15 protein-coding genes are annotated in these 23,410 nt (G+C 61.7%); 5 read left to right on the forward strand and 10 right to left on the reverse strand.

The features are described from left to right. The first annotated feature begins 11 nt into the window (after positions 1-11). A complete protein-coding gene (locus LEPTO7104_RS0110380; protein ID WP_017298510.1) occupies positions 12-812 on the forward strand; it encodes an ABC transporter ATP-binding protein in 801 nt (266 codons plus the stop codon). A 23-nt stretch (positions 813-835) separates the two neighbouring features. Here LEPTO7104_RS0110380 and LEPTO7104_RS0110385 read toward each other — a convergent pair whose 3' ends face one another. The 5 genes from LEPTO7104_RS0110385 to LEPTO7104_RS0110405 all read right to left on the reverse strand — a co-directional run bounded on the left by LEPTO7104_RS0110385 (position 836) and on the right by LEPTO7104_RS0110405 (position 9,430). Beyond that, positions 836-3,448: an O-antigen ligase family protein gene (locus LEPTO7104_RS0110385; protein ID WP_017298511.1), complete on the reverse strand. Its 2,613-nt coding sequence runs from the start codon at positions 3,446-3,448 to the stop codon at positions 836-838. 9 nt (positions 3,449-3,457) lie between these two features. Beyond that, positions 3,458-6,031 (reverse strand): O-antigen ligase family protein, encoded by a 2,574-nt coding sequence (locus tag LEPTO7104_RS0110390; protein ID WP_017298512.1) that lies wholly within the window; start codon positions 6,029-6,031, stop codon positions 3,458-3,460. Continuing rightward, positions 6,028-7,494 (reverse strand): sugar transferase, encoded by a 1,467-nt coding sequence (locus LEPTO7104_RS0110395; protein WP_017298513.1) that lies wholly within the window; start codon positions 7,492-7,494, stop codon positions 6,028-6,030. Before LEPTO7104_RS0110395 ends, LEPTO7104_RS0110390 begins: the two co-directional genes overlap by 4 nt. Positions 7,495-7,832: 338 nt before the next feature. Next, entirely contained in the window at positions 7,833-8,648 is an 816-nt protein-coding gene (locus LEPTO7104_RS0110400) for a WecB/TagA/CpsF family glycosyltransferase (protein ID WP_017298514.1), read from the reverse strand. Between the two features lie 38 nt (positions 8,649-8,686). Next, positions 8,687-9,430, reverse strand: coding sequence for an NYN domain-containing protein (locus tag LEPTO7104_RS0110405; protein WP_017298515.1), 744 nt, complete (start codon positions 9,428-9,430; stop codon positions 8,687-8,689). A 738-nt stretch (positions 9,431-10,168) separates the two neighbouring features. On the opposite strand from LEPTO7104_RS0110405, the gene LEPTO7104_RS0110410 reads away from it, so the two are divergent. Beyond that, a complete protein-coding gene (locus LEPTO7104_RS0110410) occupies positions 10,169-10,966 on the forward strand; it encodes a response regulator (RefSeq protein WP_017298516.1) in 798 nt (265 codons plus the stop codon). A gap of 76 nt (positions 10,967-11,042) precedes the next feature. Here LEPTO7104_RS0110410 and topA read toward each other — a convergent pair whose 3' ends face one another. After that, positions 11,043-13,835 carry a type I DNA topoisomerase gene (gene topA / locus LEPTO7104_RS0110415; protein WP_017298517.1) on the reverse strand — a complete coding sequence of 931 codons (2,793 nt, stop codon included), beginning with the start codon at positions 13,833-13,835 and terminating at the stop codon, positions 11,043-11,045. Between the two features lie 217 nt (positions 13,836-14,052). Next, positions 14,053-14,202 (reverse strand): hypothetical protein, encoded by a 150-nt coding sequence (locus LEPTO7104_RS40005; RefSeq protein WP_155523584.1) that lies wholly within the window; start codon positions 14,200-14,202, stop codon positions 14,053-14,055. 78 nt (positions 14,203-14,280) lie between these two features. Between LEPTO7104_RS40005 and LEPTO7104_RS33415 the strand changes: the two genes are divergently transcribed. After that, positions 14,281-15,834, forward strand: a complete 1,554-nt coding sequence (locus LEPTO7104_RS33415) for an NAD(P)H-quinone oxidoreductase subunit N (protein ID WP_017298518.1) — start codon at positions 14,281-14,283, stop codon at positions 15,832-15,834. Positions 15,835-16,128: 294 nt separating this feature from the next. Here LEPTO7104_RS33415 and LEPTO7104_RS0110425 read toward each other — a convergent pair whose 3' ends face one another. Beyond that, on the reverse strand, positions 16,129-18,975 hold the full coding sequence (locus tag LEPTO7104_RS0110425; protein WP_017298519.1) for a GAF domain-containing sensor histidine kinase: 2,847 nt from the start codon (positions 18,973-18,975) through the stop codon (positions 16,129-16,131). 430 nt (positions 18,976-19,405) lie between these two features. Between LEPTO7104_RS0110425 and LEPTO7104_RS0110430 the strand changes: the two genes are divergently transcribed. Then, positions 19,406-20,545, forward strand: a complete 1,140-nt coding sequence (locus LEPTO7104_RS0110430) for a quinone-dependent dihydroorotate dehydrogenase (RefSeq protein ID WP_017298520.1) — start codon at positions 19,406-19,408, stop codon at positions 20,543-20,545. Between the two features lie 15 nt (positions 20,546-20,560). Here LEPTO7104_RS0110430 and LEPTO7104_RS33420 read toward each other — a convergent pair whose 3' ends face one another. After that, entirely contained in the window at positions 20,561-20,902 is a 342-nt protein-coding gene (locus LEPTO7104_RS33420; RefSeq protein ID WP_155523585.1) for a hypothetical protein, read from the reverse strand. 413 nt (positions 20,903-21,315) lie between these two features. Here LEPTO7104_RS33420 and LEPTO7104_RS0110440 point away from each other — a divergent pair, with 413 nt between their 5' ends. After that, complete coding sequence (locus tag LEPTO7104_RS0110440) at positions 21,316-22,569, forward strand: glycosyltransferase (RefSeq protein WP_017298522.1); 1,254 nt, start codon at positions 21,316-21,318, stop codon at positions 22,567-22,569. Between the two features lie 63 nt (positions 22,570-22,632). Here LEPTO7104_RS0110440 and LEPTO7104_RS0110445 read toward each other — a convergent pair whose 3' ends face one another. Then, complete coding sequence (locus tag LEPTO7104_RS0110445) at positions 22,633-23,250, reverse strand: hypothetical protein (RefSeq protein WP_017298523.1); 618 nt, start codon at positions 23,248-23,250, stop codon at positions 22,633-22,635. Positions 23,251-23,410 lie beyond the last annotated feature (160 nt).

Below are 23,410 nucleotides of genomic sequence, written 5' to 3' on the forward strand. Positions count from 1 at the left end.
AATCCCCTGCTATGCCCGTCACCCAGGAACCCTTCCTGCTGCTCGACAACCTCTCAAAGATCTACCCCACTCCTACCGGCGACTTCGTCGTGCTAGACGGCATCGATCTGGCCGTCAACGAAGGGGAGTTTGTCTGCGTCATCGGCCATTCGGGCTGCGGCAAATCGACCCTGCTCGACATGGTGGCGGGCTTTCGCCAGCCCACCGAAGGCGAGGTGCGCCTGCAAACCGTACCTATTCGCGAGCCTGGGCCAGACCGCATGGTGGTGTTTCAAAACTACTCGCTGCTGCCCTGGCTGACCGCCTACGAAAACATTTACCTGGGCGTCAACTCGGTGTTTCCCAAAAAGCCCGAGGCGGCGAAAAAGCACATTGTGATGGAGCATTTGGAGATGGTGGGCCTGGCCGATGTCGCCCACAAAAAGCCCGGTGCTCTCTCCGGCGGCATGAAGCAGCGCGTCTGCATTGCCCGCGCCCTGGCCCTGCGCCCCAAGGTGCTGATTTTAGACGAACCCTTTGGCGCGCTGGACCCGATTACGCGGGAAGAGCTGCAAGAGGAGCTGCTGAAAATCTGGCAGGACCACCAGATCACCGTGCTGATGATCACCCACGACATCGACGAAGCGCTGTTTTTGAGCGATCGCATCGTGATGATGACCAACGGCCCCGCCGCCAAAGTTGGCGAAGTCATGCCCGTGCCCTTTGCCCGCCCCCGAGACCGCGCCCGCATTATGGAAGACCCCCGCTTCTACGAGCTGCGCAACGAAGCCCTCGACTTCCTGTACCACCGCTACGCCCACGACGACACCTGAGGCCAAAGCCTAGCTGGCTAGCCTCAATTGGATGGGGCCAGGGGTGTTTGCCCCGATTGGGATAGCTGCGATCGCAGCTGGGTTTGATACGGTTCTAAGGCCTTGTCGAGGACCGGATAGAACATTGGCGAGGTGAACAGCGGCTCGAAGAACTGAACAACGGGGATATTCTCAATCCGGGGCAGAAAGTCCGACGGGTTGGGGCCGTCGATATGGCGGCTGAGCACCCCAAACCCCAGCCGCTCGCTGCGGGGTTGCCAGCTGGGCGCGGTGCGGAGCCAGTCGGCAAAATTGGTGGCGCTCTCCATGCTGGCGGTCAGCTGGTCTATCACCTGGGGCGGCGGCAGCGCCTGGCTCAGGTCGTCAATATCCTCGGGCTGGGTGACCCAGGCTTTTTCGAGCAGGGCCGGGCGCTGGTCCGGCGTTTGCCAGGCCAAAATAGCGTACTTGGCTGGGGTCTCGGGCCAGGGGGTGACATCTACGGGCTGCCCTTTAGCCAGGCTGAGAAATCCCTGGTGCAAATCGTCGCCGTAGGGTTGCCAGTCGGCGGCGGCCTCCGCCAGGTCCCCACGCCACCACCGCAGGCTGCCTCTGGCCTGGTGCAAAAAGCGTTCAAAGTCGGGCGCTTTAGCCTGGGCGATCAGCTCTCCGTAGCGCTGCTCAAGCTGAACCAGCACCGCCGGGTACAGGGTTGAGAAGGGGTCTACTCGCCACAGGGGGCTGGCCAGCAGAGCGGGATGGCGCAGGGTTTCGAGGGTGAAGGCCGCCGTGGCGCAGTCAAAATGACCGGCTTGCAGGCAGGCGACCCCCAGGCCAAAGAACACGCCCATTTTGGCGGGCACCAGGGCGATCGCGCGGGCAAACGACGTTTGAGCATCCTTGAACTGGCCGTTCTCGATCTGGAGCCAGCCCAGGTTCGACTGGCCAAATTCCTGGTAGGGCACGGCCCCATTGCCGGTTTTAAACCAGGCGATCGCATCGGTGAGCAAGGTCTGGCGCAGGGTTGGGTTATCGCTGGATTGCAGGGCAAACTCGCCCAGGTGGTAGCCCAGCTGGTAGGGATAGTATGGCTCCCAGGGGGCCAGGGCGTGGGCCTGGGTGAGCTGACTGGCAAAGCGATCGATGTCGGGGGGCTGGGCGGTAAGGGCAGAAAACCCGGCGCTAGACAGGCTCCAGGCGCGGTGAATGGGCACCAGCCAGAGGGCCACGGCCAGGGTCAGGCCCAGGCCCACCCCGGCCAGCCAGCGGTGGCGGCGAGGGGCCGCCGGACTCTCCGGCGGGGGCGCAGCGGGGGGTGCCACTGGATTGAAGGTGCGGGCAATCACCGCCAGGTAGAGGGCGAGGGTCCCGGCGATCGCTGGAATGTCGAGCTGGTAGTCGGTCAGGCCCATCAGCCCAAAGGCGGCCAGCCCCGCCAGCAGGCTCCAGACCAGCACCGGGGGCAGCCCGGCGGGGGTATTTTGAGCGCCGCGCCGCATCCACCGCACCGTGAGCACCGCCAGCACCAGCACCAGCGCCAGGGGCACCACAATGCCCCACAGGCCAAACTCCCCCCAGAGCTGCGCCGGGGTACTGTGGAGCTGAAATTGCAGCTCGGCATCGCGTCCGGCCCAGGCGGGGCGGTACTGCTGATACACCAGCGGCACGCTGCCCGGCCCCACCCCCGTCAGCGGATGACTGAGGCCCATGCGCCAGCCCACGGCGTTGGTAATGATTCGGTAAGACAGCTCTCCACCCGCGACATTGCCCTGGGCCAGATTTCCCAACAGCTGCCGCAGCCTGGGGTTGGCGAATAGACCCAGCACCAGCAGACCCAGGGCGGTGCCGCCCATGGCCAGGGCCACCGGGCGAGGCAGACGGTTGTAGAGCAGAGAGATGCCTACGGCGAGCAGGCCCGTCACCATCAGCGCCAGCCAGCCGCCGCGCGAGCTGGTGGTGTAGAGGTTGAGCAGGCCGAGGGCCAGCCCCCCCAGCCACAGCCAGCGCGGCCGGCCCCGGTCAACCCAGGCCAGGGCGGCAAGCAGAGGCAGAACCAGCACCAGGTAGCCGGCCACATAGTTTTGGTGACCAATGGGCTGCCAGTTGCGCAGGCTGGTGAGCTGAAAGTTAAAGGCCCGATCTACCCCATAGCCCTGGAGCGCAGACAGCCGAGCCAGCTCAGGCCAATAGATCTGGGTGATCCAGAGGCCTAAACTGAGCAGAATAAACGCCAGGGCCAGGTAGCCCTGAAACCGCAGCAGGGTATAGAGGCGCTGGGTCTGGCGCAGCCAGCCGCCCAGGGCGTAGGGAGCCGCGATCGCCCCTATCGCGGCCCAGGCATACCACCGCCCCTGGGCCGCAAACTCAGCCCCTAGGGTAGCGATGACGAGTCCCGCGATCGCCAGCAGCAGGGCCCAATCCAGCCCGTTTCCCAGGCGCGCCACGGGTCGGTGCCACAGTTGCCACAGCAGCCACAGCAGCGGCAGGGTCAGCCCCACCTGCCACAAAAACACCCAGGGCCACGCCACCATCAGGGTGCTGCTGCCCGGCAGCAGGGTGAACAGAATGTAGAACGCCGCCGTCAGCAGGGCCAGCAGGGTGCCATCGCTGGGGTCTTGGACGGTGGGCTTGGGCTTGGGTAGAGCATCCTCGGGCATGGCGGCGGGTCAGGGGGTAGACAAATCTAACTGGGCGAGGCGAAAGTCGTTGTGAGTTGGGTGGGGTAGGCCCAGCGCCTCGGTGCGCAGCGCCTCAAGGCGGCGATCGAGGACCGGAAATTCTCGGGGCCAGTCCGGGAAGAGGTTGAGCTTGGCCACCAGGCTATAGCACTGGAGGTTTTCCGGCGTTAGCATCAGCGTGATCTGCTTGGCCTGGTAGTTGCGGTAGGCAAAGGTCAACGAGCCCCGGTAGCCTTCATCGGGGCTGGTGACGATGGCGGTCAGCCACAGGCGCAGCGGACGAATAGCCAGGCTTTCCGCAATCAGCGATCGGCTGAGGTCAGATTGGTCATCGTCGGGGTAGGCCAAGGCAGGATGGGCCTGGGGGTCCAGCCAGGTGGCCAGGAGCTGGAGTTCGGGGGTTTGCGGCCCGGCGCTGAGGTCTTGCTCTACGGCCTTGAGGGCCGCTGCGGGGTCAGAGTCGGCCAGCAGCAACCCGGCCACGACAGGGCGCAGCAGTGCCGGATTGACCTCGACCAGCGGCTGCCCCGTCCACCAGGCCAGCAGGGCCCGGGTCTCGTAGAGGGTGCTAAAGCCAGGGCTAGCGGGGGAAAGCTCGGCCAGCAGCGTATCGTACTCCGCCAGAGCGGCCCGCGCCACGGCGGTGTAAACCGTCTGGTAGGGGGCTTGCTGCCACTGCGGATAGGTGAGGGCGGCGGGGTTAACCAGGGCCTCTAGGGTAAAGGCTGCCACTGCCTTTCTCACATCTCCCCGCCTTAGGAGCAGATCGCCCAGCAGCCAGTAGCCGTAGTGGCGGTGGCGGGGCAGCAGCTGCACGGCGCGAGCGGCGTAGGGCAGCGCCGTGGCGCCGTCGGCTGTCTGGTTTAGCACCGCCAGATTGTGGTTGAACCAAACGTCGTTGGGGGCGGCCTGCTGAGCCTGACGGGCATAGTCGACCACCAGCGATCGCACGTTGGCCTGGGCCTCTGACTCGCCCAAAACCTGCTTCAGCCCCAGCAGCGCCTCGCTGGCCACCGCCGAGGCGGTGGGGTCCCACGGGCTGAGGCGGTAGGCCTTATACCAGCGGGTATCGGCCAGGTTGATCTGCTGGCTGTAGAAGGCGCGATCGGCCAGGGCCCCGTAGGCCACAGTCAGGGTAAACGGCAGCCAGATGGTAACCAGCAGCCCCAGCCCTAAAGCCACGGCCAGCCCGCCGCGCCGCCGCGCGTCAACGCCCAGGGGAGCAGGTTCAGGCAGATAGCGCTGCCCCAGCGCCAGCAGCAGCACCACCAGCCCCAGCAGCACCCCCGCGATCGGGATATTTTCCAGCTGGTAGTCGGTCAAGCTAGAGACGCCGTAGGCCAGTAGACTGCCGCCAATTCCCCCCAGCAGCGAGCGATCCGCCGGGTCCAGGGGCTGTTGCCACAGCCGCAGCCAGAGCCGCAGCAGCAGCACCAGGGCGGCCAAAAGCAGCCCCAGCCCCAGCAGCCCCAGCTCCCCCGCCACCTGCACCGGGGTATTGTGCAGCTGCTGCACATGGTCGAGCCCGGCCCCGGTTTCGATCGGGCGATAGAGGTTAGACACCCGGCTCATTACCCCTGGGCCAACACCAAACAGAGGGCGATCGCGCAGAATGTTGCCGCCCAGGCGCAGCATAAACCAGCGATCGAGGGTGGGACCGTCGGTAATGCCGCCGCCAGCGCTAAACCAGGTGCGAATGCGGGGATTGCTGGCCAAGAGCAGCCCTAGGCCCACCGCGCCGCCCAACCCAGCCAGCCCCCAGCGCCAGCGGTGAGCGGGCCGAATGCGCCCCAGCCGACTCAGCCAGGTGGCCGCCAGCCACACCACCAGCCCCAGGGCAGCCCCCCGAGAGCCGCTGACATACAGAGCCGCCAGGATCAGCCCGGCGGCTACGACCCAAACCCGGCGCAGCCATCCCCGAGCCGCCACCGCCGCCGCTACGGCCAGGGGCAGCGTCAGGGCGAAATAGCCCCCCACAAAGTTGTGGTGGCCCAGGGGCTGGTAGTTGCGCAGGGCCGTCAGAAAGTTCTCTGAGGCCCACATGGCTTCATCGGGCCGCCACAGACTCAGACTCACCACCGCCGTCCCGGCGGCCACGACCACCATTCCCCACCACAGGCGCAGGCGGCTGAGCCAGCTGCGTTCGACTATATTCCGGTAGAAATACAGCACCGCTCCGTAAGTTACCACCAGGCTGCCATTCCACAGCGCCACTCGGGGAAAGGGCGAGACTGAGGCCGACAGCCCCAGGACCAGCCCTGCCCCCAGCGCCAACCGATCTAGCCCGTAGCCCAGGCCGTAGGACATCTGCCCCAGTCGCAGCTGCCGCCACAGCCCCACCAGCAGCAGCATGGCCCCGATCTGCCAGAGCACAATCCAGGCCCAGCCCACCATCCGGTAGTAGCTCAGCGGCAGCCAGCTAAACCCGAGCAGCACCAGCCCTCCAGCCAGCCACAGGCCGGGGCGAGCGGGGGCAAATCCACCGGGCCAAAATTTCACCCGCCGCCCCGCCGCGCCCTTGGAATCTGCCGCCGCTGGCGTAGGGGAAGGATCGACGGTCAATAGGCCCCCTTACCCCAAAGCACGATGCCCAGGGTGGCGGTGAGAATTTCCAAATCTAAGTTCAGCGACCAGTTGTCGATGTAGTGCAGGTCAAGGCGGGCCACATCGTCGAAGGTATCGATGTCAGAGCGGCCCGAAATTTGCCACAGCCCGGTTACCCCCGGCAGCACCTGGTGGCGAATGTTGTGCCAGCCGTCAAACTTGGCGACATCCCGCACCGGCAGGGGGCGCGGCCCGACCAGGCTCATCTGGCCGCAGAGTACGTTAAAGAGCTGGGGCAGTTCATCCAGGCTGGTGCGGCGCAGGAGGCGGCCCATTCGGGTAATGCGGGGGTCGTGCCTGACCTTGAACAGCACCCCGTCGGCCGATTCATTCTGCCGCTCCAGGGCGGCCTGGAGGCGGGGAGCATCGACCACCATGGTGCGAAACTTCCACACCTGAAATCGCTTGCCGTGCAGCCCCACCCGCTCCTGGCGAAAGAAGATGGGGCCCGGCGAGTCAAGGCGAATAGCCAGGGCAATACCCAGCAAAACAGGAGCCAGCAGCAGCACCCCCAGGCCTGCCCCCAGGTAGTCCATCCAGCGCTTCAGTCGGTAGTCCCAGCCGCCCATCAGGGGGGCATCGAGGCGGAGGGTGGGCAAGCCCGCTACGGTTTCGGGGGTGCCCCGCCGGTAGAGCATATCGCGACTGGTGGGGAGCAGCTGCATGCCAATGCCCGCCCGCCGCAGCTTCCAGTACAGCTCCGAAGCCAGGTCGGCGGAGGGAATGCTTTCCGCCAGCACCAGCGTTGCTCCCGAGGCCAAAATCGCCTGGTAGGTGGTGGCCGAATTGGCGGTGGTGGCCAGGGCCGCCCCAATGACCGGCACCTGCGCCCGCTGGGACAGCACGTCGGCCAGTCGCTTGAGCCGAGGAGCCGGGGCAATTAAAAAGACGGAAGTCGGCACTTTGGCCTGGGTGAGCGGGCGCAGCAGCAGCGTTGCCACCAGCCGCAGCACCACCACCAGCCCCACGCCGCTGAGCCAGGCCGAGAAAAATAGCGATCGCGGCAAATCCAGCTTGGGGTCAAAGAAATACATCGCTACCAACGAGCCCAGATAGACCAGGCTGAGCAGTTTGCCCGCCCGCAGGTGCCGTTGTCCCTGGGAGTTGGTGTCGTAGAGACCGCCGTAGGCAAACAGGCCCACGGTACAGGCCACCATCACCCAAAAGGGACTGGGCAGGCCCAGCCAGTTCCACCACACCAGCTGAGGCGGAATCGGCGAAAAGAATCGGTTGAGCGATCGCGCGATATGCCACGACAGCCCCAGCGCCAGCACATCGGTGGCCAACAGCACCAGGCTCCGCCGCCCCGGTCCGGTGAAGGCGTCTCGCAGCTGGAGCCTGAGTCTGCGGGGGGCGCGAATATCCTGACGGTGGCGGGGCCGCTGGTGCATGACGGCGGGTACGGCGCGGTGACAATCCATAGCAGGGGCCATAGCAGGGGGCAGAGGCAAAGGGTAGGGTTGCCCTCAGTATTCCGCAATTGTGCTGAGGATCTATCATCCCAGAACGCCTATCGCGGGTTGCTGAAGCAGCCAACCGCCCAAGCGCAAAATTGCCAGCCGCCGCAGCTCAGCCCGCTTTTCAGGTCTGCGCCTTGGCCGATTGGCCTGCCAGCGCTCCAAATCTGTTGACCTCTGCCCTACTCTCGCCGGGCGGAAATCAAGCCACCATTCCATTCCTGGCACCCGGCCCCCCCGGCCCCCCCGGCCCCCGGCGAACGGCAATGGTCAACCACCCCAGGCCATCACCTACTAGCCCCTTAAACGCTTTTCCCCGACCCGTCGCGATCCAGCTTGAGCGCGCTCTGCGCCCCGAAAATTCGGTACCTCGCCACCTGCGCCCCAAACAGCAGCACAAACATCGGGTTGTTGATCAAGTAGCGTTTCCACAGGCGGCCCGGCTCTTGGCCAAAGCGGTAGAGCCACTCCAGCCCCAGGCGCATCATCCAGCGGGGGGCCTGGGAAACCTCGCCGCTAAAAAAGCTGAAGGCCGCCCCCACGCCAACCATGACGGCATTGACCTGGCCCTGGTGGCGGTGCATCCACTGCTCCTGCTTGGGGCAGCCCAAACCCACAAACACCACCCGCGCCCCCGACTGGTTGATGCGCTCTACATCGGCGGCCGCTTCGGCGGCGGTGAGCGGACGAAAGGGTGGGGCATAGGTGCCAGCGATCGCTAAACCAGGGCAGCGGTTTTGCAGGTAAGCCGCCATTTTCTCCAGCATGGGGGCGGTGCCGCCGTAGAGATAGATGGGGAGATGGAGTCGGGCGGCGCGATCGCACCAGGCCAGCATCAGATCGGGACCGTAGACCCGCTTTTGATCGGCTATGCCCAACAGCCGCAGCCCTATGACCAAGGGCATTCCGTCCGACGTTACCAGAGCGGCGTTGTCCAGAATGCGCCGATACTGCGAGTCCCAGTAGGCGGTCATAACCACGTGCACATTGGCCGCCACCACGTAGCACGATCGCCCGATGGCGACCCAGGTTTGAATGCGATCGCAGGCGTCGGCGTAGCTCGTGGCATCCACGCGGGTTTTGAGAATGCGCCTGGCCTGAAGATTTAGCTCCGCCATAGTAGTGCCCCCTCCATCGCACCCATTCTAGCGGCGGACTAGGCCTTGCCCCCCTTAGCATCGCGCTTGTCTTTGACGTAGATACCGTTTTGGCGGCGCTGCAGCTCAAAGAGATCGGTGGCGTCAACCAGGGTGCTGAGCTTGGCGTAGCCGTAGTTGCGCGGGTCAAAGGAGGCCTGATTGGAAACATGCACGCCTACCACCGCTAGGTTGGACCAGCCGTCATCATCCTGGGCAGTGGTGACAGCCCGGCGCAGCAAACTCACTAGCTTCGCGTCCTGGCGCAGTTCCTTGGTGGTTTTCTTTGCGCTTTCGACGGTTTTGGTAGAGCTAGCGTCGGACTCCTGACCCAGATTTTCGAGGTACAAAAAGGTGGAGCAGGCATAGACAAACGGCTTAGGGGTTTTCTTCTCGCCAAAGCCGTAGACCCTGAGACCATCGGTCAAAATGCGCATCACCAGCGGGGTAAAATCGCAGTCGCTGGTAACAATGGCGAAGGCATCCAGGTTGCGGGTATAAAGCAAATCCATCGCGTCGATGATCAGGGCCGCGTCGGTGGCGTTTTTGCCCTTAGTCAAATCAAACTGCTGCACCGGGCGAATGGCAAACTCGTGCAGGTTGTCCTCCCAGGACTTGAGTGTCGGGTTTTTCCAGTTGCCGTAGGCGCGGCGAGTGTTGGCCACGCCGTACTTGGCAATCTCCGCCAAAATTGCTTCGATCTTGGCGGCTGGGGCATTGTCGGCATCGATCAGCAGGGCAATCTTGGCTTCCGACGGCAGCATGGCCAGTGAACTCCTTACTTGTTGAATCGGTGACTTTTGAAAAAATCGATGACTCGTTGAATCGATGCTGGACGCCGTGGGTATGGCGCTAATCTGTACTCCATGCCTAGGCTAGGTTCTGCGCTACTAGATATGGATCTGGAGACCAGCAGTGGCATAGTAACTGTTCTGCAGTGCAGCGATCGCCACCGTTTTTCCCTATCTCTCAACGGAAATCCAGCCACCGTTCCAACTCCCCTGCTCCCTAGCCCCACTGCCCCCTTGCGATCGGCCACAGTCCAAAACCTATGCCGCAGTCTACTCGTGCCGCCCCACCCACACCGCACATGTAAATTAGGCAGAGGTAGGAAAGGTCAGAAATATGATTGGCCCCACAACTGGCGACCATTTTCTGGGCGCTGCACCCTCTAATTTTTCATTTATGTAGCACGCTTATCTTTTTTGAGAGACAAATCACACTTACATTGATTTAAATATTCCTGATTACGCCACCTCAGCTTTAAATCGGGGCTATAGCTCCCAGGGTGTTGACCTTTAGCAGTCCCGATTCCATGCTCTCAACCTTGAAACCTAGCTAGTTTGCCCCGGCTGAGCGCGGTTTGAGGTTGAAGTTGGGACAGTGGTTTTCGCCGATTAGGCCTGGTTTTTGGATGAGGTGGGAGCTGGCAGGCATCACGCCCAGGCCGGACAATGGACCTTTTGAATCTTTGGATGCACATTTAGGGGACTTTACACATCGTGGACGCACCGCAGAAGCTGGCTTTTATCGTTCAAACTAACCGCTTGCAGGGGTTGATGTGGCAGGCGCTGCTCAAGTCTCAGAAGCTAGCCGTTATTCTAGAGCCTGCCAAGGCTGACTTAGCCGACTGCATTAGCCAGATCGCCAATGCCGGGTTGACCCTCCCCGACGTCATTGTGCTCGACACCGAAGCGGCCGAGCTAAACCCGTACGAGTTCTGTCGGTGGTGCCGCGATGCATTTCCCAAGATTCAGATTTTTTTAACCCGCTGCCGCCAGCTCCACGTTTCCGATACCGAACGACGCTGGGCCAAGCAGCAGGGAGCCACGGATTTTCTCTGTGGCTTCGATCGCGACACCCTAATGACCAGCGCCACCGAGAATGTCAAGTGCATCCTCACCAGCCTTGACTATCCCTTTCTCAACGAAAAGACTCTGCTTACGGTACTGCTCAACATTCGACGCCAGTTGGGTACGACCCAGGCGACGGTCGCCCCAGCCAGCCGCCTAGCTCCCGCCAAACGGGCCGGGCTGTCGCTTGCCGGTGCCCAGACCCAGCCCGCCGAAGACGCCGCGCCCCCTGCTGCACAGATGACGCCAGACCCCCTCAACGACATTGACTGGGTGACCTCAGGGCTGAGGGCCCTGAGCAATGGCAAAGCCCGCAAAGCCGCCCGAGAGTCCTTCACCCCGCCCCCGCCAGCGGTCAAGTCCAGCGCTCTGCCCAAGTCGACCGCAGCCGATGAAGCTCTGTCCGACGGCGCAACGGTTCGCCGCTACCGGGGCGTTGTGTACTAGCCAAACCCACCGCACAGAGTACATCAACAAAACAGGCGAGGTTTCCGTTCAGGCAACCTCGCCTGTTTTACATTGGCTAAGTCTCGGTCTCAGGGGAGGGGTCGCTGGCTTTTTTAGCCGCAGATTTTTTAGCGGTTGAGCGCCCACCCGTGGCCTTAGTAGATTTAGTCGTGGTAGACCGAGTTGTTTTCTTGGTGCCAGTGGCTTTGGTGCCGGTCGCCTTGGCCGTAGTCTTAGCGGTTTTTTTGGTGCCGCTGGCCTTACTGGCAGCGGCAGTTTTGGTTGTGCGTGAGGTGGTCGATTTGCCCTTGCCGCCTTTGCCCTTCTTAGTCGACGCTTTGGCGTTAATCCAGCTGAGCGCCTGCTCTAGGGTAACGGCATCGACTTCAATGCCCTCGGGCACCGAGGCATTGACCTTGCCATGCTTGACGTACAGACCGTAGGGACCGTTGAACACCGCCACCGGTTCTTGATCGTCGGGGTGGGCACCCAGGTCTTTGAGGGGATCAACTTTTTTGCGACCGCGTCCGGCTTTGGGCTGGGCCAAAAGCTCCAGGGCTCGCTCTAGGGTAACGGTGAGCACATCGTCGTCGCCCTTAAGCGATCGGTAGTCGCGCCCGTCCTTGCCCTGGTCGTGGACGATATAGGGGCCAAAACGACCCTGCCCCGCCTTGATCCATGCACCGCTGTCGGGATGCTGGCCCAGCTTGCGGGGTAGCCTTAGCAGGCCCACAGCCATCTCCAGAGTAACTGCCTCGGGCTGAGTACCCTTGGGCAGAGACGCCATTTTGGGCTTGGGATTGTCGTCGGTGGGTTCGCCTAGCTGCACGTAGGGACCGTAGGGGCCTATGCGCAGAAAAATCGGCTCCCCGGTTTCGGGATGTAGGCCCACTTTGTCGGGGCCTTCAACCTTTTGTTTGATAATGCGCTCAATCTGCTCTCCGTCGAGATCAGCGGGGGGAACATCCGCTGGAATAGAGGCTTTGACTGATTCTTCCCCGGTGCCAATTTCGACGTAGGGGCCGTAGCGACCAATGCGGATTTTGGCCTCCAGATCGTCGAGCAGCACCGTGCGGGCGGCGGTGGGGTCAATCTGGGCTTCGCGATCGTGAACCAGGGTTTCTAGCCCCTGATCCCCAGAGTAAAACGCTTTCAGGTAGGGCAACCAATCGACCTCGCCCGTAGAAATGTCGTCGAGGGTTTGCTCCATGCGCGCGGTGAAATGCACATCCACCAGATCGGGGAAGTTTTGCTCCAGCAGCTCGGTGACGGCAAAGGCCGTAAAGGTGGGAATCAGGCTGTTGTTGACCAGGCGCACGTAGCCGCGATCGATAATGGTGCCGATTACGGTGGCGTAGGTGCTGGGTCGGCCAATGCCTTCGCTCTCTAGCGTCTTGACCAGGGTGGCCTCGGTGTAGCGGGCGGGGGGCTGGGTTTCGTGGCCGATCGCCTCTAGCTCAGCGCAGTTCAGGGCGTCACCCATGGCCAGGGCGGGCAGCAGCACCTCCTGGTCTTCGATCGCCGCATCGGGGTCGTCAGAGCCTTCCACGTAGGCCCGAAAGAAGCCGGGGAAATCAATCCGCTTGCCAGTGGCGCGGAAGATCGCGTTCTCCACTTCGATCGAGGCGGTGATGTTGGTTTGGCGAGCGTCGGCCATCTGGCTGGCGACGGTGCGCTTCCAGATCAGGTCGTAGAGGGCGGCTTCGCGCCCGCCCAGCCCCGTTTCCTTAGGGGTTCTAAAGGTGCTGCCAGCGGGGCGAATGGCCTCGTGGGCCTCCTGGGCTCCCTTTGATTTGGTGGCGTACTGGCGGGGCTTGGGGCTGAGGTATTCGGTGCCGTATTTAGTGGTTACGCAGGATCGAGCGGCAGAAATAGCCTGCTCTGACAGATGTACCGAGTCGGTACGCATGTAGGTGATGTAGCCCTGCTCGTAGAGGTTTTGGGCCACTCGCATGGTGTCGCGGGCCGATAGCCGCAGCTTGCGGTTGGCCTCCTGCTGCAGCGTGGAGGTTGTAAACGGGGGAGAGGGTTTGCGGTTGTTGGGGCGTTCTTCTAAATTGCTGACCGTCCAGGCTCCGGCCTGGAGGCGGGTTTGCAGATCGCGAGCCTGGGCTTCGTCGAGCAGCACCACATCGCGTCCCTCGGCAACGCGCCCCGTGGCTTCATCAAAGTCGCTGCCGTTGGCCAGACGGGTGCCACCGAGGGAGTGCAGCTTGGCCTCAAAGGCGTTTTCCCCTTTCAGTAGATTGGCTTTTAGATCCCAGTAGGAGCCTCTGCGGAAGGCTCGGCGCGCCTGTTCGCGGTTGACCACTACCTTCACCGCCACCGACTGCACCCGGCCCGCCGACAGGCCGCCGGCAATTTTCTTCCACAGCAAAGGGGAGAGGGTGTAGCCCACCAGGCGGTCTAGAATGCGGCGAGTTTCCTGGGCGTGCACCAGCTGGCTATCGATGTCGCGGCAGTTGCTGAGGGCCGCCTGGATGGCCTCCTGGGTAATTTCATGGAAGACCATGCGCTTGGTCGGCACTTTGGGGTTTAGCACCTGGAGCAGGTGCCAGCTGATGCTTTCCCCTTCCCGGTCTTCGTCAGTGGCCAGCACCAGTTCGTCGGCGTCTTTGAGCGCATCTTTAAGGGTTTTGACAACCTTCTTTTTGTCGCTGGGCACAATGTACAGCGGCGCAAAGTCGTCCTCTGGATTGACCCCGAGCTGAGCCCATTTTTCGCCTTTGACGCTGGCCGGAATTTCACTCGCCGATCGCGGCAGATCGCGCACGTGACCCATAGACGCCTCGACCCGATACCCCGATGGTAGGTAGTTGCGAATCGTCTTGGCCTTGGTAGGAGACTCGACAATGACAAGGGTTGACATAGGGCTGCTGGCGCTTCGGTGGTAATCGTTAGCAATCGCGGTGAGGCTTTTTCGCCTAGGGGATTAACCTTAACCTACAGAATTGGCAGGTGAATGGTCCAGATGATCAACACTGTACTGCACACCTACCGAACTGCCGGGATCCTCGGCTATGAAAACTTAACCATTGGGAACCCGTTAGGGAGCTATACGCTAAATAAATAGATCATTCCGCTAACTATCGTCCAGTCATGCCCAAATTAACGCACTGGGTAACGTTCAGGTAGCTCCAGTGGCCAGTCGATGCAGCAGAGCCAGCTGGTCGGGGCGCTGCGATCGCGCTACTATCTGCCCAGGCCAGGGCGATCGCCACCGCAATCGCAACCATTGAGCGATCGCCCCTGGTCACTGCACAACTGAACTGGTACGGTTAGTAGTAATCTCGCAGAAAAGAGAAAAGGTACCCATGGATCTCGTCAACCTCGGGGCACAGCTCAACGCTGGCACTATCTGGCCGGAGGCCGTTCTGTTGGCCACGATTTTGGTGATTTTGGTGGGCGACCTGATCCAGGGCCGCTCGTCTTCGGCCTGGACCCCCTACGCGGCGATCGCGGGCGGCCTGGGGGCCACCGCAGTTCTGGTCATGCAGTGGTCTATGACCAACCCGGTTGGGTTTTTAGGGGCCTTCAACGCCGACGACCTGAGCATTGTGTTTCGCGGCATTATCGTGCTTTCGGCGGTGGTAACGGTGCCGATGTCGATTCGCTACGTCGAGCAATCGGGCACCTCCCTGGCCGAATTTTTGGTGATTTTGCTCACCGCCACCCTGGGGGGAATGTTCCTCTCCGGGGCCAGCGAGCTGGTGATGATCTTTGTCTCCCTGGAGACCCTGAGTATTTCGTCGTACCTGCTGACCGGCTACATGAAGCGCGACCCCCGCTCTAATGAAGCAGCGCTCAAATACCTGCTGATTGGAGCGGCGAGTTCAGCTATTTTCCTCTACGGCTCGTCGCTGCTGTACGGGCTGTCGGGCGGGGAAACCCGGCTGAGCGCGATCGCTACCAGCATTGTGGGCGATGGCACCGAGGCCCCCATCGGCCTGGTGGTCGCCCTGGTATTTGTAATCGCCGGTATCGCCTTCAAAATTGCCGCCGTCCCCTTTCACCAGTGGACTCCAGACGTCTACGAGGGCTCTCCCACTCCGGTGGTAGCCTTCCTGTCGGTCGGCTCTAAAACCGCTGGCTTTGCCCTGGCCATTCGCCTGCTGGTCACGGCCTTTCCGCTGGTGTCGGAGCAGTGGCACTTCGTGTTCACCGCCCTGGCGATTTTGAGTATGGTGCTGGGCAACGTGGTGGCCCTGGCCCAAACCAGCATGAAGCGTCTGCTGGCCTACTCCTCCATTGGTCAGGCCGGATTTTTGATGATTGGCCTGGTCGTGGGCACCGATGCGGGCTATGCCAGCATGCTCTTTTACCTGTTCATTTATCTGTTCATGAACCTGGGCGGCTTCACCTGCGTCATCTTGTTTTCGCTGCGCACCGGCACCGACCAGATCAGCGAGTATGCCGGGCTGTATCAAAAAGATCCGCTGCTCACCCTCGGCCTCAGCATTTGCCTGCTGTCCCTGGGAGGCATTCCGCCCATGGCCGGCTTCTTCGGCAAGATCTATATTTTCTGGGCGGGCTGGCAGGCCGGGGCCTACGGGCTGGTGCTGGTGGGCCTGGTTACCAGCGTGATTTCGATCTACTACTACATCCGCGTCATCAAGATGATGGTGGTGAAAGAGCCCCAGGAAATGTCCGACGCCGTCAAGGGCTACCCCGCCATTCGCTGGGATCTGCCCGGTCTGCGCCCCATGCAGGTGAGCCTGATTTTGGCGGTGGTCGCCACCTCGCTGGCGGGAATTTTGTCTAACCCGCTATTTACGATCGCCAACAACGCCGTTACCCAAACGCCCATGCTGCAAAGCCCTGCGGCCCAGGTAGCGGTTACCCCCACAGGCAACGCGGCGCAGAACTAGCGGTCTGTTAAGCTGAATCTGTAGATTAAATGAGACGCCAGTGGAACCCAGAAAAGCCTATGGCTGTTGGGTTTCACTGCGTTCCAAGCAACCTACAAGATGATTCAATCTTGAGTTTGACAAAGCACTACTTCTTCAGAACGCATGCTTTTGGGACGAGGTATCGAGCCTGAGCATTTTCTAGCACCGCTGGGCGCAAATCAAACCTCTGCTCCAACTCCTCTAGACCCCTGCCTTCTTGCGCCCCACCCCCTTGCGATCGATTGGCAAAGTAAAAAACTATGCCCCAGTCTCCTAGGTAGGGCGCGGATAGCTGACCTCTGTGGACGATACTGCGTCGATTAGCGGCTTGGTTTTAGTCTGCTCTGGGTAGGCGGCCAGGGGCAGCAAAAGGCGGCTGTGGGTGCGGCCATCGTCGAGGGTAGAGAAGCTAATTTCACCCCCTAGCTGATCGATGAGCATTTTGCAGATGGCCAGGTGCAGGCCCGGTGGGCCGTCTAGGGTGGAAGGGGTCAATACGTCCGTGGGCTGGCTCTGGCCAAGTTCTTCTAGCAGCCGGGGTGGGCACTGCCCATCGTCGGTGACCGAGAGCTCCACCCAGTCTAGGTTGAGCACCCGACACCAGAGGTCAATCCGACCTCCCACCGGGGAACGATTGCAGGCAGCGGCCATGACCTCGTAGAGAATTAGCTCCAGCTTAACCATGTCGCCGCCTAGCACAACGTTGCTTTCGTTGTGCACCTTAGACCACAGCTGACGGGCCTCTAAAATTGGGTTAACCCGCTCTACCAGGCGATTGAGCAGGCTGATCAGGGGCAGAGTCTGATGCTGCCGATGGAGCTGCCACCGCTCACCCACCAGCACCACTTCGGCATTTTCCATCACGGCGGCAATCTGGCCGTAGAGCAGCTGTAGCTCGCCTGCGATCGCGGTGTCTTTGGCCTGGAGATGGGCCAAATCCTGGGCCAGCTTGCCCAGCATGCGGTAGAGATCCTCCAGGCGGTGGTGTTTGTACCAGTTGAGATTTTCGAGCTCCTGACGCTGCTGAACCAGCATGGTGGTCATGGCCAGATGCCGCCGCGACCAGGCCAGCTGACTGGTCAGCAGCTTAAAGATGGTGAAATGGTGATTAGCCCACTGGCGATGGGGTGGAGATACCGCCACCGCAATGCCCGCTACCGCATGGGACGGGGCGGTTCTCAGGGCGGTAATCAGCAGGCGACTGCCGGAGGCGGCTCTGAACCAGGCCCTGGTTTCGTCGGGCAGCTCATCGACGCAGAGGGGCAGCAGGCCATCGGTTTGCAGCGCCCAGTTGATCAGGGCATCGGAGCTGACCGGAATCGGATGGTGGGTATCTACGCTGACGCTGGTGTCTTGGCTGACCATCTGGGTCACAGTGGCGGTGGCACTGCCCGGCTGCCAACTCACCAGCAGGGCCGACGAGCCGTGCAGCAGCTGCATGATATGTTGCAGGGTAATTTGCTCTAGCTGGTCGGGTTGTAGCCCCTTATGGAGCGCCTGCAACCCCCACTGAATCGACTCATAGATGTGCTGCTGCTGATCGAGCTGGCGCTGGAGCTGCCACTGGTGCAAAATCACGCCGATCTGGCGGGCGACGGCCTCAAACAGCGACTGCTCGGTGGTGGTCCACTGGCGGCTGATGGTGTCGCAGATCAGCACTATGCCCTCGGGGGCATTGCCGGGGGCGACATTGCCGACCAGCACGGCCTGGGCACCCAGTTCTAGCAGGTGGGGGCGCCAGGCCATCAGCTTGAGTTCATGGGTCAAATTGTCGATGCTAATGGCTGACGGGCTACGCTCTAGCATTTGCCCGTCGACGTCGTCTAGGCAAGGCCACAGCATGGGCACTCCACGGGGACGGCTGGCCTGACTTTGAAAGCAGAGGTCGTAGCCGTTGCGATCGGGATTGAACAACAGCACAAAAAACTGCTGAATACCCAGCCGATCTTGCAGCACCGCAAAGCAGGTTTGCAGGGTGTGGTGCCAGTCCACATCGCCGTGGATGCCCTGAATTACCCCGGTGGTGAGGTGTTGATCGAGCTCGGTTTGGCGCACGCTTTCCTTGGCCGTAGCGCTGGGTAGGGCAACGCTGAGCAGCTGGGCCGTGCCAATTAAAAACTGCTTTTCCGGCTCTTCCCAAATGCGGGGAGCGGTGCCCTCCACCGATAAAAAGCCCATCAGATCTCCCTGGCGGCTGATCGGGGCGATCATCAGCGATTGGGCCTGGAGCTGCTGCATCAGGCGATCGGAGACAATGGTTTTGAGCGCCCCACGGCTTTCGCCCACCACCACCAGCTGCTGGTTGCCCAGCGCCTGGTAGAGGCCGCGCACCTCGTCGACGGCAATGTGCAGCGAGCGATCGTCCTCGGGCGCCGTGGAACGCACCGCTGGCCCAGGCGTACGCTGCCAAAAATAGTTGCCCTTGGGCTCAAACCAGAAAATGCGGGTGCGGTGGGGCGCGATAAACCGCTGAGTTTCGCGCACGACCTCTTTGAGCTGGCTGTCGATGTCGGGCAGAGCGCCCAAGCGGCCAATTAGGGCGAGCAGGGGCTGCTCCAGGCGCTTGGTCTGCATTCGCTGACGGTCGGTTTCAAAGTGGTGCAGCGCTTCGGCCAGTTCACCCAGAACAATGGCCAGGTACGAGCGTTCGCCCAGGGATGCACTTTTTCCCCAGTCGGGGGAGGCCAGCACCAGCAGGCCAAAGCAAACCTCCTGACGCTTGATGGGAAAGACAATGGCGCTTTGCAGCGTCAGCTGCTTGGCAATGGTGCCCCACTCCCCAGCCCGAATTTCGTTTTGCAGATCGGCCACAATTAGGGGACGCTGCTGCACCACCACCTGCTCCATCACATCCCCAGGGGTGAGGTTGATCATGGTGCGAATAGAGCGCATGGGCCGGGGGCTGTGGCAGCCCTTGGTCACCAGGCGGTGGTTAACACGGTCGTACAAGCCGATCCAGGCCACTTCGAAGGCGAATTCCTGGTGCACATGGTCGAGGGCCAGGGTAATCGCTTCTTCTGCCGTCATGGCGCCCCGCAGCGCCTTGAGCATGCGCGACAGAGACATGATTTGGTGGTCGTGCCGGTCGGAGGAAGAATCGTGGGGTTGGGATTGCGCCATTGGCGTCAACACTCGCTTCGGTTGCAGGAAGGGATCGGTACATAGACAGCTGGCCTGGGTCTAAGCTAACCCAATCCCAGCTCCCCAGAATTGTCCAGGGCGCTAATCTCACCGACCAGGATTGCCTCGGCTGAGGTCCTGAAATAGAACCATACTGGCCGAGCTATGGCGGGTTGATTGCTGTAGACTCCACCCAGATCTGCCTAGCGGCCGCAAGCTAACCCCGCAGGACTGCTTTAATGGAGAGGGTTGTAGGCGATCGCCCCTGGGGACGAATTTTTGACCATGCAGCACCCCATCTCCCAAGGCCGCTAACCGTTGTGCTCACCTGGCGTGCTCCATCGTTGCAAAGGCCACTGGCAGCCAGAATGTACCTGTAGCCTGAATATCAGTTTACCCCGCCCACCGTTTGCATTCACCACTACAGTCTGTGAAAGATCCCTACCGCCAGTTTGTGCGCCCGCTGCTGTTTCACGGCGTCACCCTTGACCCAGAATTTCTCCACCACCGCATGATGGATTTGCTGACCTGGCTAGGGCAGCCGGGCAAGTCTGCCCTGATGGAACACATTCGCCCCAGGCTGCAACAGCAGTTTTGCCTCCGCGCCCCCCAGTTGGCCCAGACCTGCTGGGGCCTAAACTTTGCCAACCCCCTGGGCCTGGCAGCGGGCTTTGACAAGGATGGCACAGCGGCTCTGGCCTGGCCCCTGCTGGGCTTTGGCTTTGCTGAACTGGGCACAGTCACCCGTCACCCCCAGCCGGGAAATCCCCAGCCGCGCCTGTTTCGCCTGGTGCAGGATGAAGCGGTGCTAAACCGCATGGGCTTTAACAACGATGGTGCTGAAATCCTGGCCGAACGGCTGGGGGAATACTGGGCCACTGAGCGGCCCAGTATTCCCATCGGCATTAACCTGGGCAAATCGAAGGTGACCAAGCTAGCCGATGCCGCTGAGGACTATCGGTTTAGCTTTCAGCGGCTCTACCCCTACGGCGACTACTTTGTGGTGAACGTGTCGTCGCCCAACACGCCGGGGCTGCGATCGCTTCAGGCCGCAGACCAGCTGGCTCCTATTTTGGCGGCTCTACAGGAGGAAAACAGAGCTGGTAAGCCGATTTTGGTCAAAATTGCCCCCGATCTGGCCTGGCCCGACATCGATGCGGTGATCGATTTGGCCCTTAGCCACGGCCTGGCGGGCATCATTGCCACCAACACCACCACTGCCCGCACCGGACTCAAAACTAAAAGCCTGCTCCAAACGGGCAATTTGGTTGCCGAAGAGGCCGGTGGCATCAGCGGTGCCCCGCTGCGCCAGCGCTCCACCGAGGTGATTCACTACATCTATCAGCGCACCGGAGGCAGTCTGCCCATTGTGGGGGTAGGGGGCATTTTTACCGCCGCCGATGCCTGGGAAAAAATCACCGCCGGGGCAACTTTGCTCCAGACCTACACCGGCTGGATCTATGAAGGCCCCTGGATGGTGCGCCGAGTGCTCGAAGGGTTATTGGCTAAGCTCGATGAACACCAGCTCACCACAATTGCCGATGCGGTGGGGCTGAATCACCGAGCTTAGGGTGTTGCCCGCTTACTAACGGCCAGGGGTAATTTTCTTCACCAAATCCTTAGCTTCTTCAGCCAGGCTCTCCTGATCAGGGTTTTCCCGGCGGTATTGCTTGAGATTTTCCTCATAGTTTTTTTGCACGCCCTTGGGGTCGTCAATCACCTCTAGGGCCTCGTCGTAGGCCTGATCGCGGGGTTCTGCGCTCATCGTCTTATCTACCGTCGCAGCAGGGGTGCTGCCTGCGGTAGCGGCGGCGGCCGGCTGATGGGCCAGCATTAGCCCACTCATTAGACCGACTAAGCAGGCGATCGCAAGGGACTGGAAATGGCGGCTGAGCCAGGCTTGGGCAAGAGTGATGAAACGTTTCATATCGGTTCCTCAGGCAGGATTTGAGCTATCAGGACATGTGCTGCGTCGGGGCGTGCAACCATGCATTGCCGACACCGCAGTGCAGACTAACCTGTATCGTACGTAACCCCATGGCGACCCCTCTCTACCCTCCGGCACATTCGACGGGCTGAGGTTTTGGGGCACTGGGCCGCCGACCTGCAGAAAATTGAGGCCTTGCCTGGTTCTAACTGGGCATTAGCACAGGCTTGAGGATTGTGGAAAACCCCATGGCCCGGTTTTTGCCTGGGCACCCTGGTCGTTTACGGTGGGGGATTTACTACTGTACGATGGTTGCCTGTGTAAAATTTCGGCCAGGTCAGGCATCGGCGCTGGGTTTGTGCGGCGCTTTGGGGCTGGGGCTACCGGAATAGTTGGTGCGTTGTGCGGTAGCCATGATTCCCCCATCCCAGTTGCAGAAGCTTGAGACTTGCCCAGCTGGCCCGCTACAGATCTTGCCGCTGGCCGCAGTGGATCCAATCCTCGGGGAAAGTGGGCCAGCGCCCAAGACCCTGACGCTATCCCTGGCCATTCCGACCTACAACGAAGGCCAAAACATCGGCCCGCTGGTTGAGCGCCTGACTGCCCTACTGGACGGCTTGCTGCCCAAGGATTACGAGCTGATTGTGGTCGATGACAACAGCCCCGACCTCACCTGGAACGCGGCCCTGGAGTTGCAGGCCGCCTATCCCCAGCTGCGGGTGCTGCGGCGGCAGGACGAGCGGGGCCTCTCCTCGGCGGTAATTCGGGGGTGGCAGGTGGCCCGAGGGCAGATTTTGGGCGTGATCGACGCCGATTTGCAGCACCCGCCGGAGGTACTCATTGGGCTAATCCAAGCCATACAGCAGGGCGCAGACTTAGCCGTGGGCAGCCGCCATGTGGAGGGGGGCGGCGTGAGCGAGTGGAGTCTGACCCGGCGAGTGCTGTCGCGGGGGGCGCAAACCGTGGGACTGCTGCTGCTGCCCCAGGTGGTGGGCCGGGTGAGCGACCCGATGAGCGGCTACTTTATGGTGCGCCGAGAGGCGATCGCAGGCCCCCTGCTCAACCCCAAGGGCTACAAAATTTTGCTGGAGGTGCTGGGACGCGGCAGCATCGACACCATCGCTGAGGTGGGCTATGTGTTCCAGGAGCGTCTGGAGGGGGCCAGTAAGGTCACCTGGCGGCAGTACATCGACTACATTCACCACTTGCTGCGGCTGCGGCTGGGGGGGCGGCTATCCCAGCTGCACCAGAGGTTCCCCATGCAGCGGTTTGTGCGCTTTGGCGTGGTGGGGCTGAGCGGCGTGGTGGTCGACATGGCCATTCTCTACCTGCTGCACAGCACCCTGGGGCTGCCCCTCACCCGCAGCAAAATTGTGGCGGCGGAGGTGGCGATTCTCAACAACTTTATCTGGAACGACGCCTGGACTTTTGCCGATGTCAGCATGCTGCAAAAGGGCTGGTCTGCCCGGCTGAAGCGGCTGCTGAAGTTCAACCTGGTCTGCCTGGCGGGGCTGGTGCTCAACGTGCTGATGCTGAACGTGATCTACAACCTGGTGTTTGGCCAGCGCTGGGCCTACGCCGCCAACCTGATCGCGATCGCGATCGTCACCTTCTGGAATTTTTGGCTCAACCTGAAGCTGAGCTGGCGGGTCACCCAAATTAAGTAACTTGTGAGTACCTCGGGGGCAATCGCGGAGCGTTCCCTTGGGGAATTGCCCTAGCCGCAGGCTCTAAAGACAATCGAGGGTGGCAAACACCTGGTCGGCGGTGGCTTCGGGCCGATCGCCGTGGGCCAGCACCCAGACAAAGCGAGCCGTGTTGTTGTACTCCACGAAGGTCAGCAGACTGGCTGCGCTGTAGGTACTGGAGCCCTCTTTGAACTGGCCAGCCTGCATCACCACCGATACGGACTGGCCGCAGAGGGTGCGTTCTTCGACCCGCTGCTCCGAAAACTGGTAGTTTCCCTCCACCTCAACACTGTCCTGAAACTGTTCAATGAAGGTTTTCTGCGCCTCGCTGCCCTGCAAATAGCGGGGCAGCTGACCCATCGTCAGCAGCACCGAGGGCGGCGAATTGGTGCTGGCCACCTGCGCCACCTGCAAACCAAACAGACCCAGGTTAAAAATGCTCTGGCTTTCGCCGGGGATAGCGTAGGTAAATAGCTCCTGGCTGTCGGCTGGGGTTTGGTCGGGGCCAACGGCAAACCGCAGGGTGCGGTTGATGACAACCGCCAGAGCCAGCCCGGCTAGCACCGTTAGCCCCAAACAGCCGCCACAGCCCGCCAACACCCATTTTGCAGTGTTGCCGCCACCGGCAGGCGCTGGGGGAGTGGGGTCAGCCTGGGTCATGGTTCAAGCCCTGGGAGATATGAGGTGCTGCCATCATATTGCCCTGGGTTTGGGGTGCTGCGATCACGGCGCAGATGGCTGCGATCGCGCCCGCCCGCAGGCCATTCCCTCCCCGGGGCAGGGGCTGTCCTGGGGAGCGGCAAAGATAATCGGCTCTTTT

Origin of the sequence: Nodosilinea nodulosa PCC 7104 (genome assembly GCF_000309385.1) — a bacterium.
Lineage (GTDB): Bacteria > Cyanobacteriota > Cyanobacteriia > Phormidesmidales > Phormidesmidaceae > Nodosilinea > Nodosilinea nodulosa.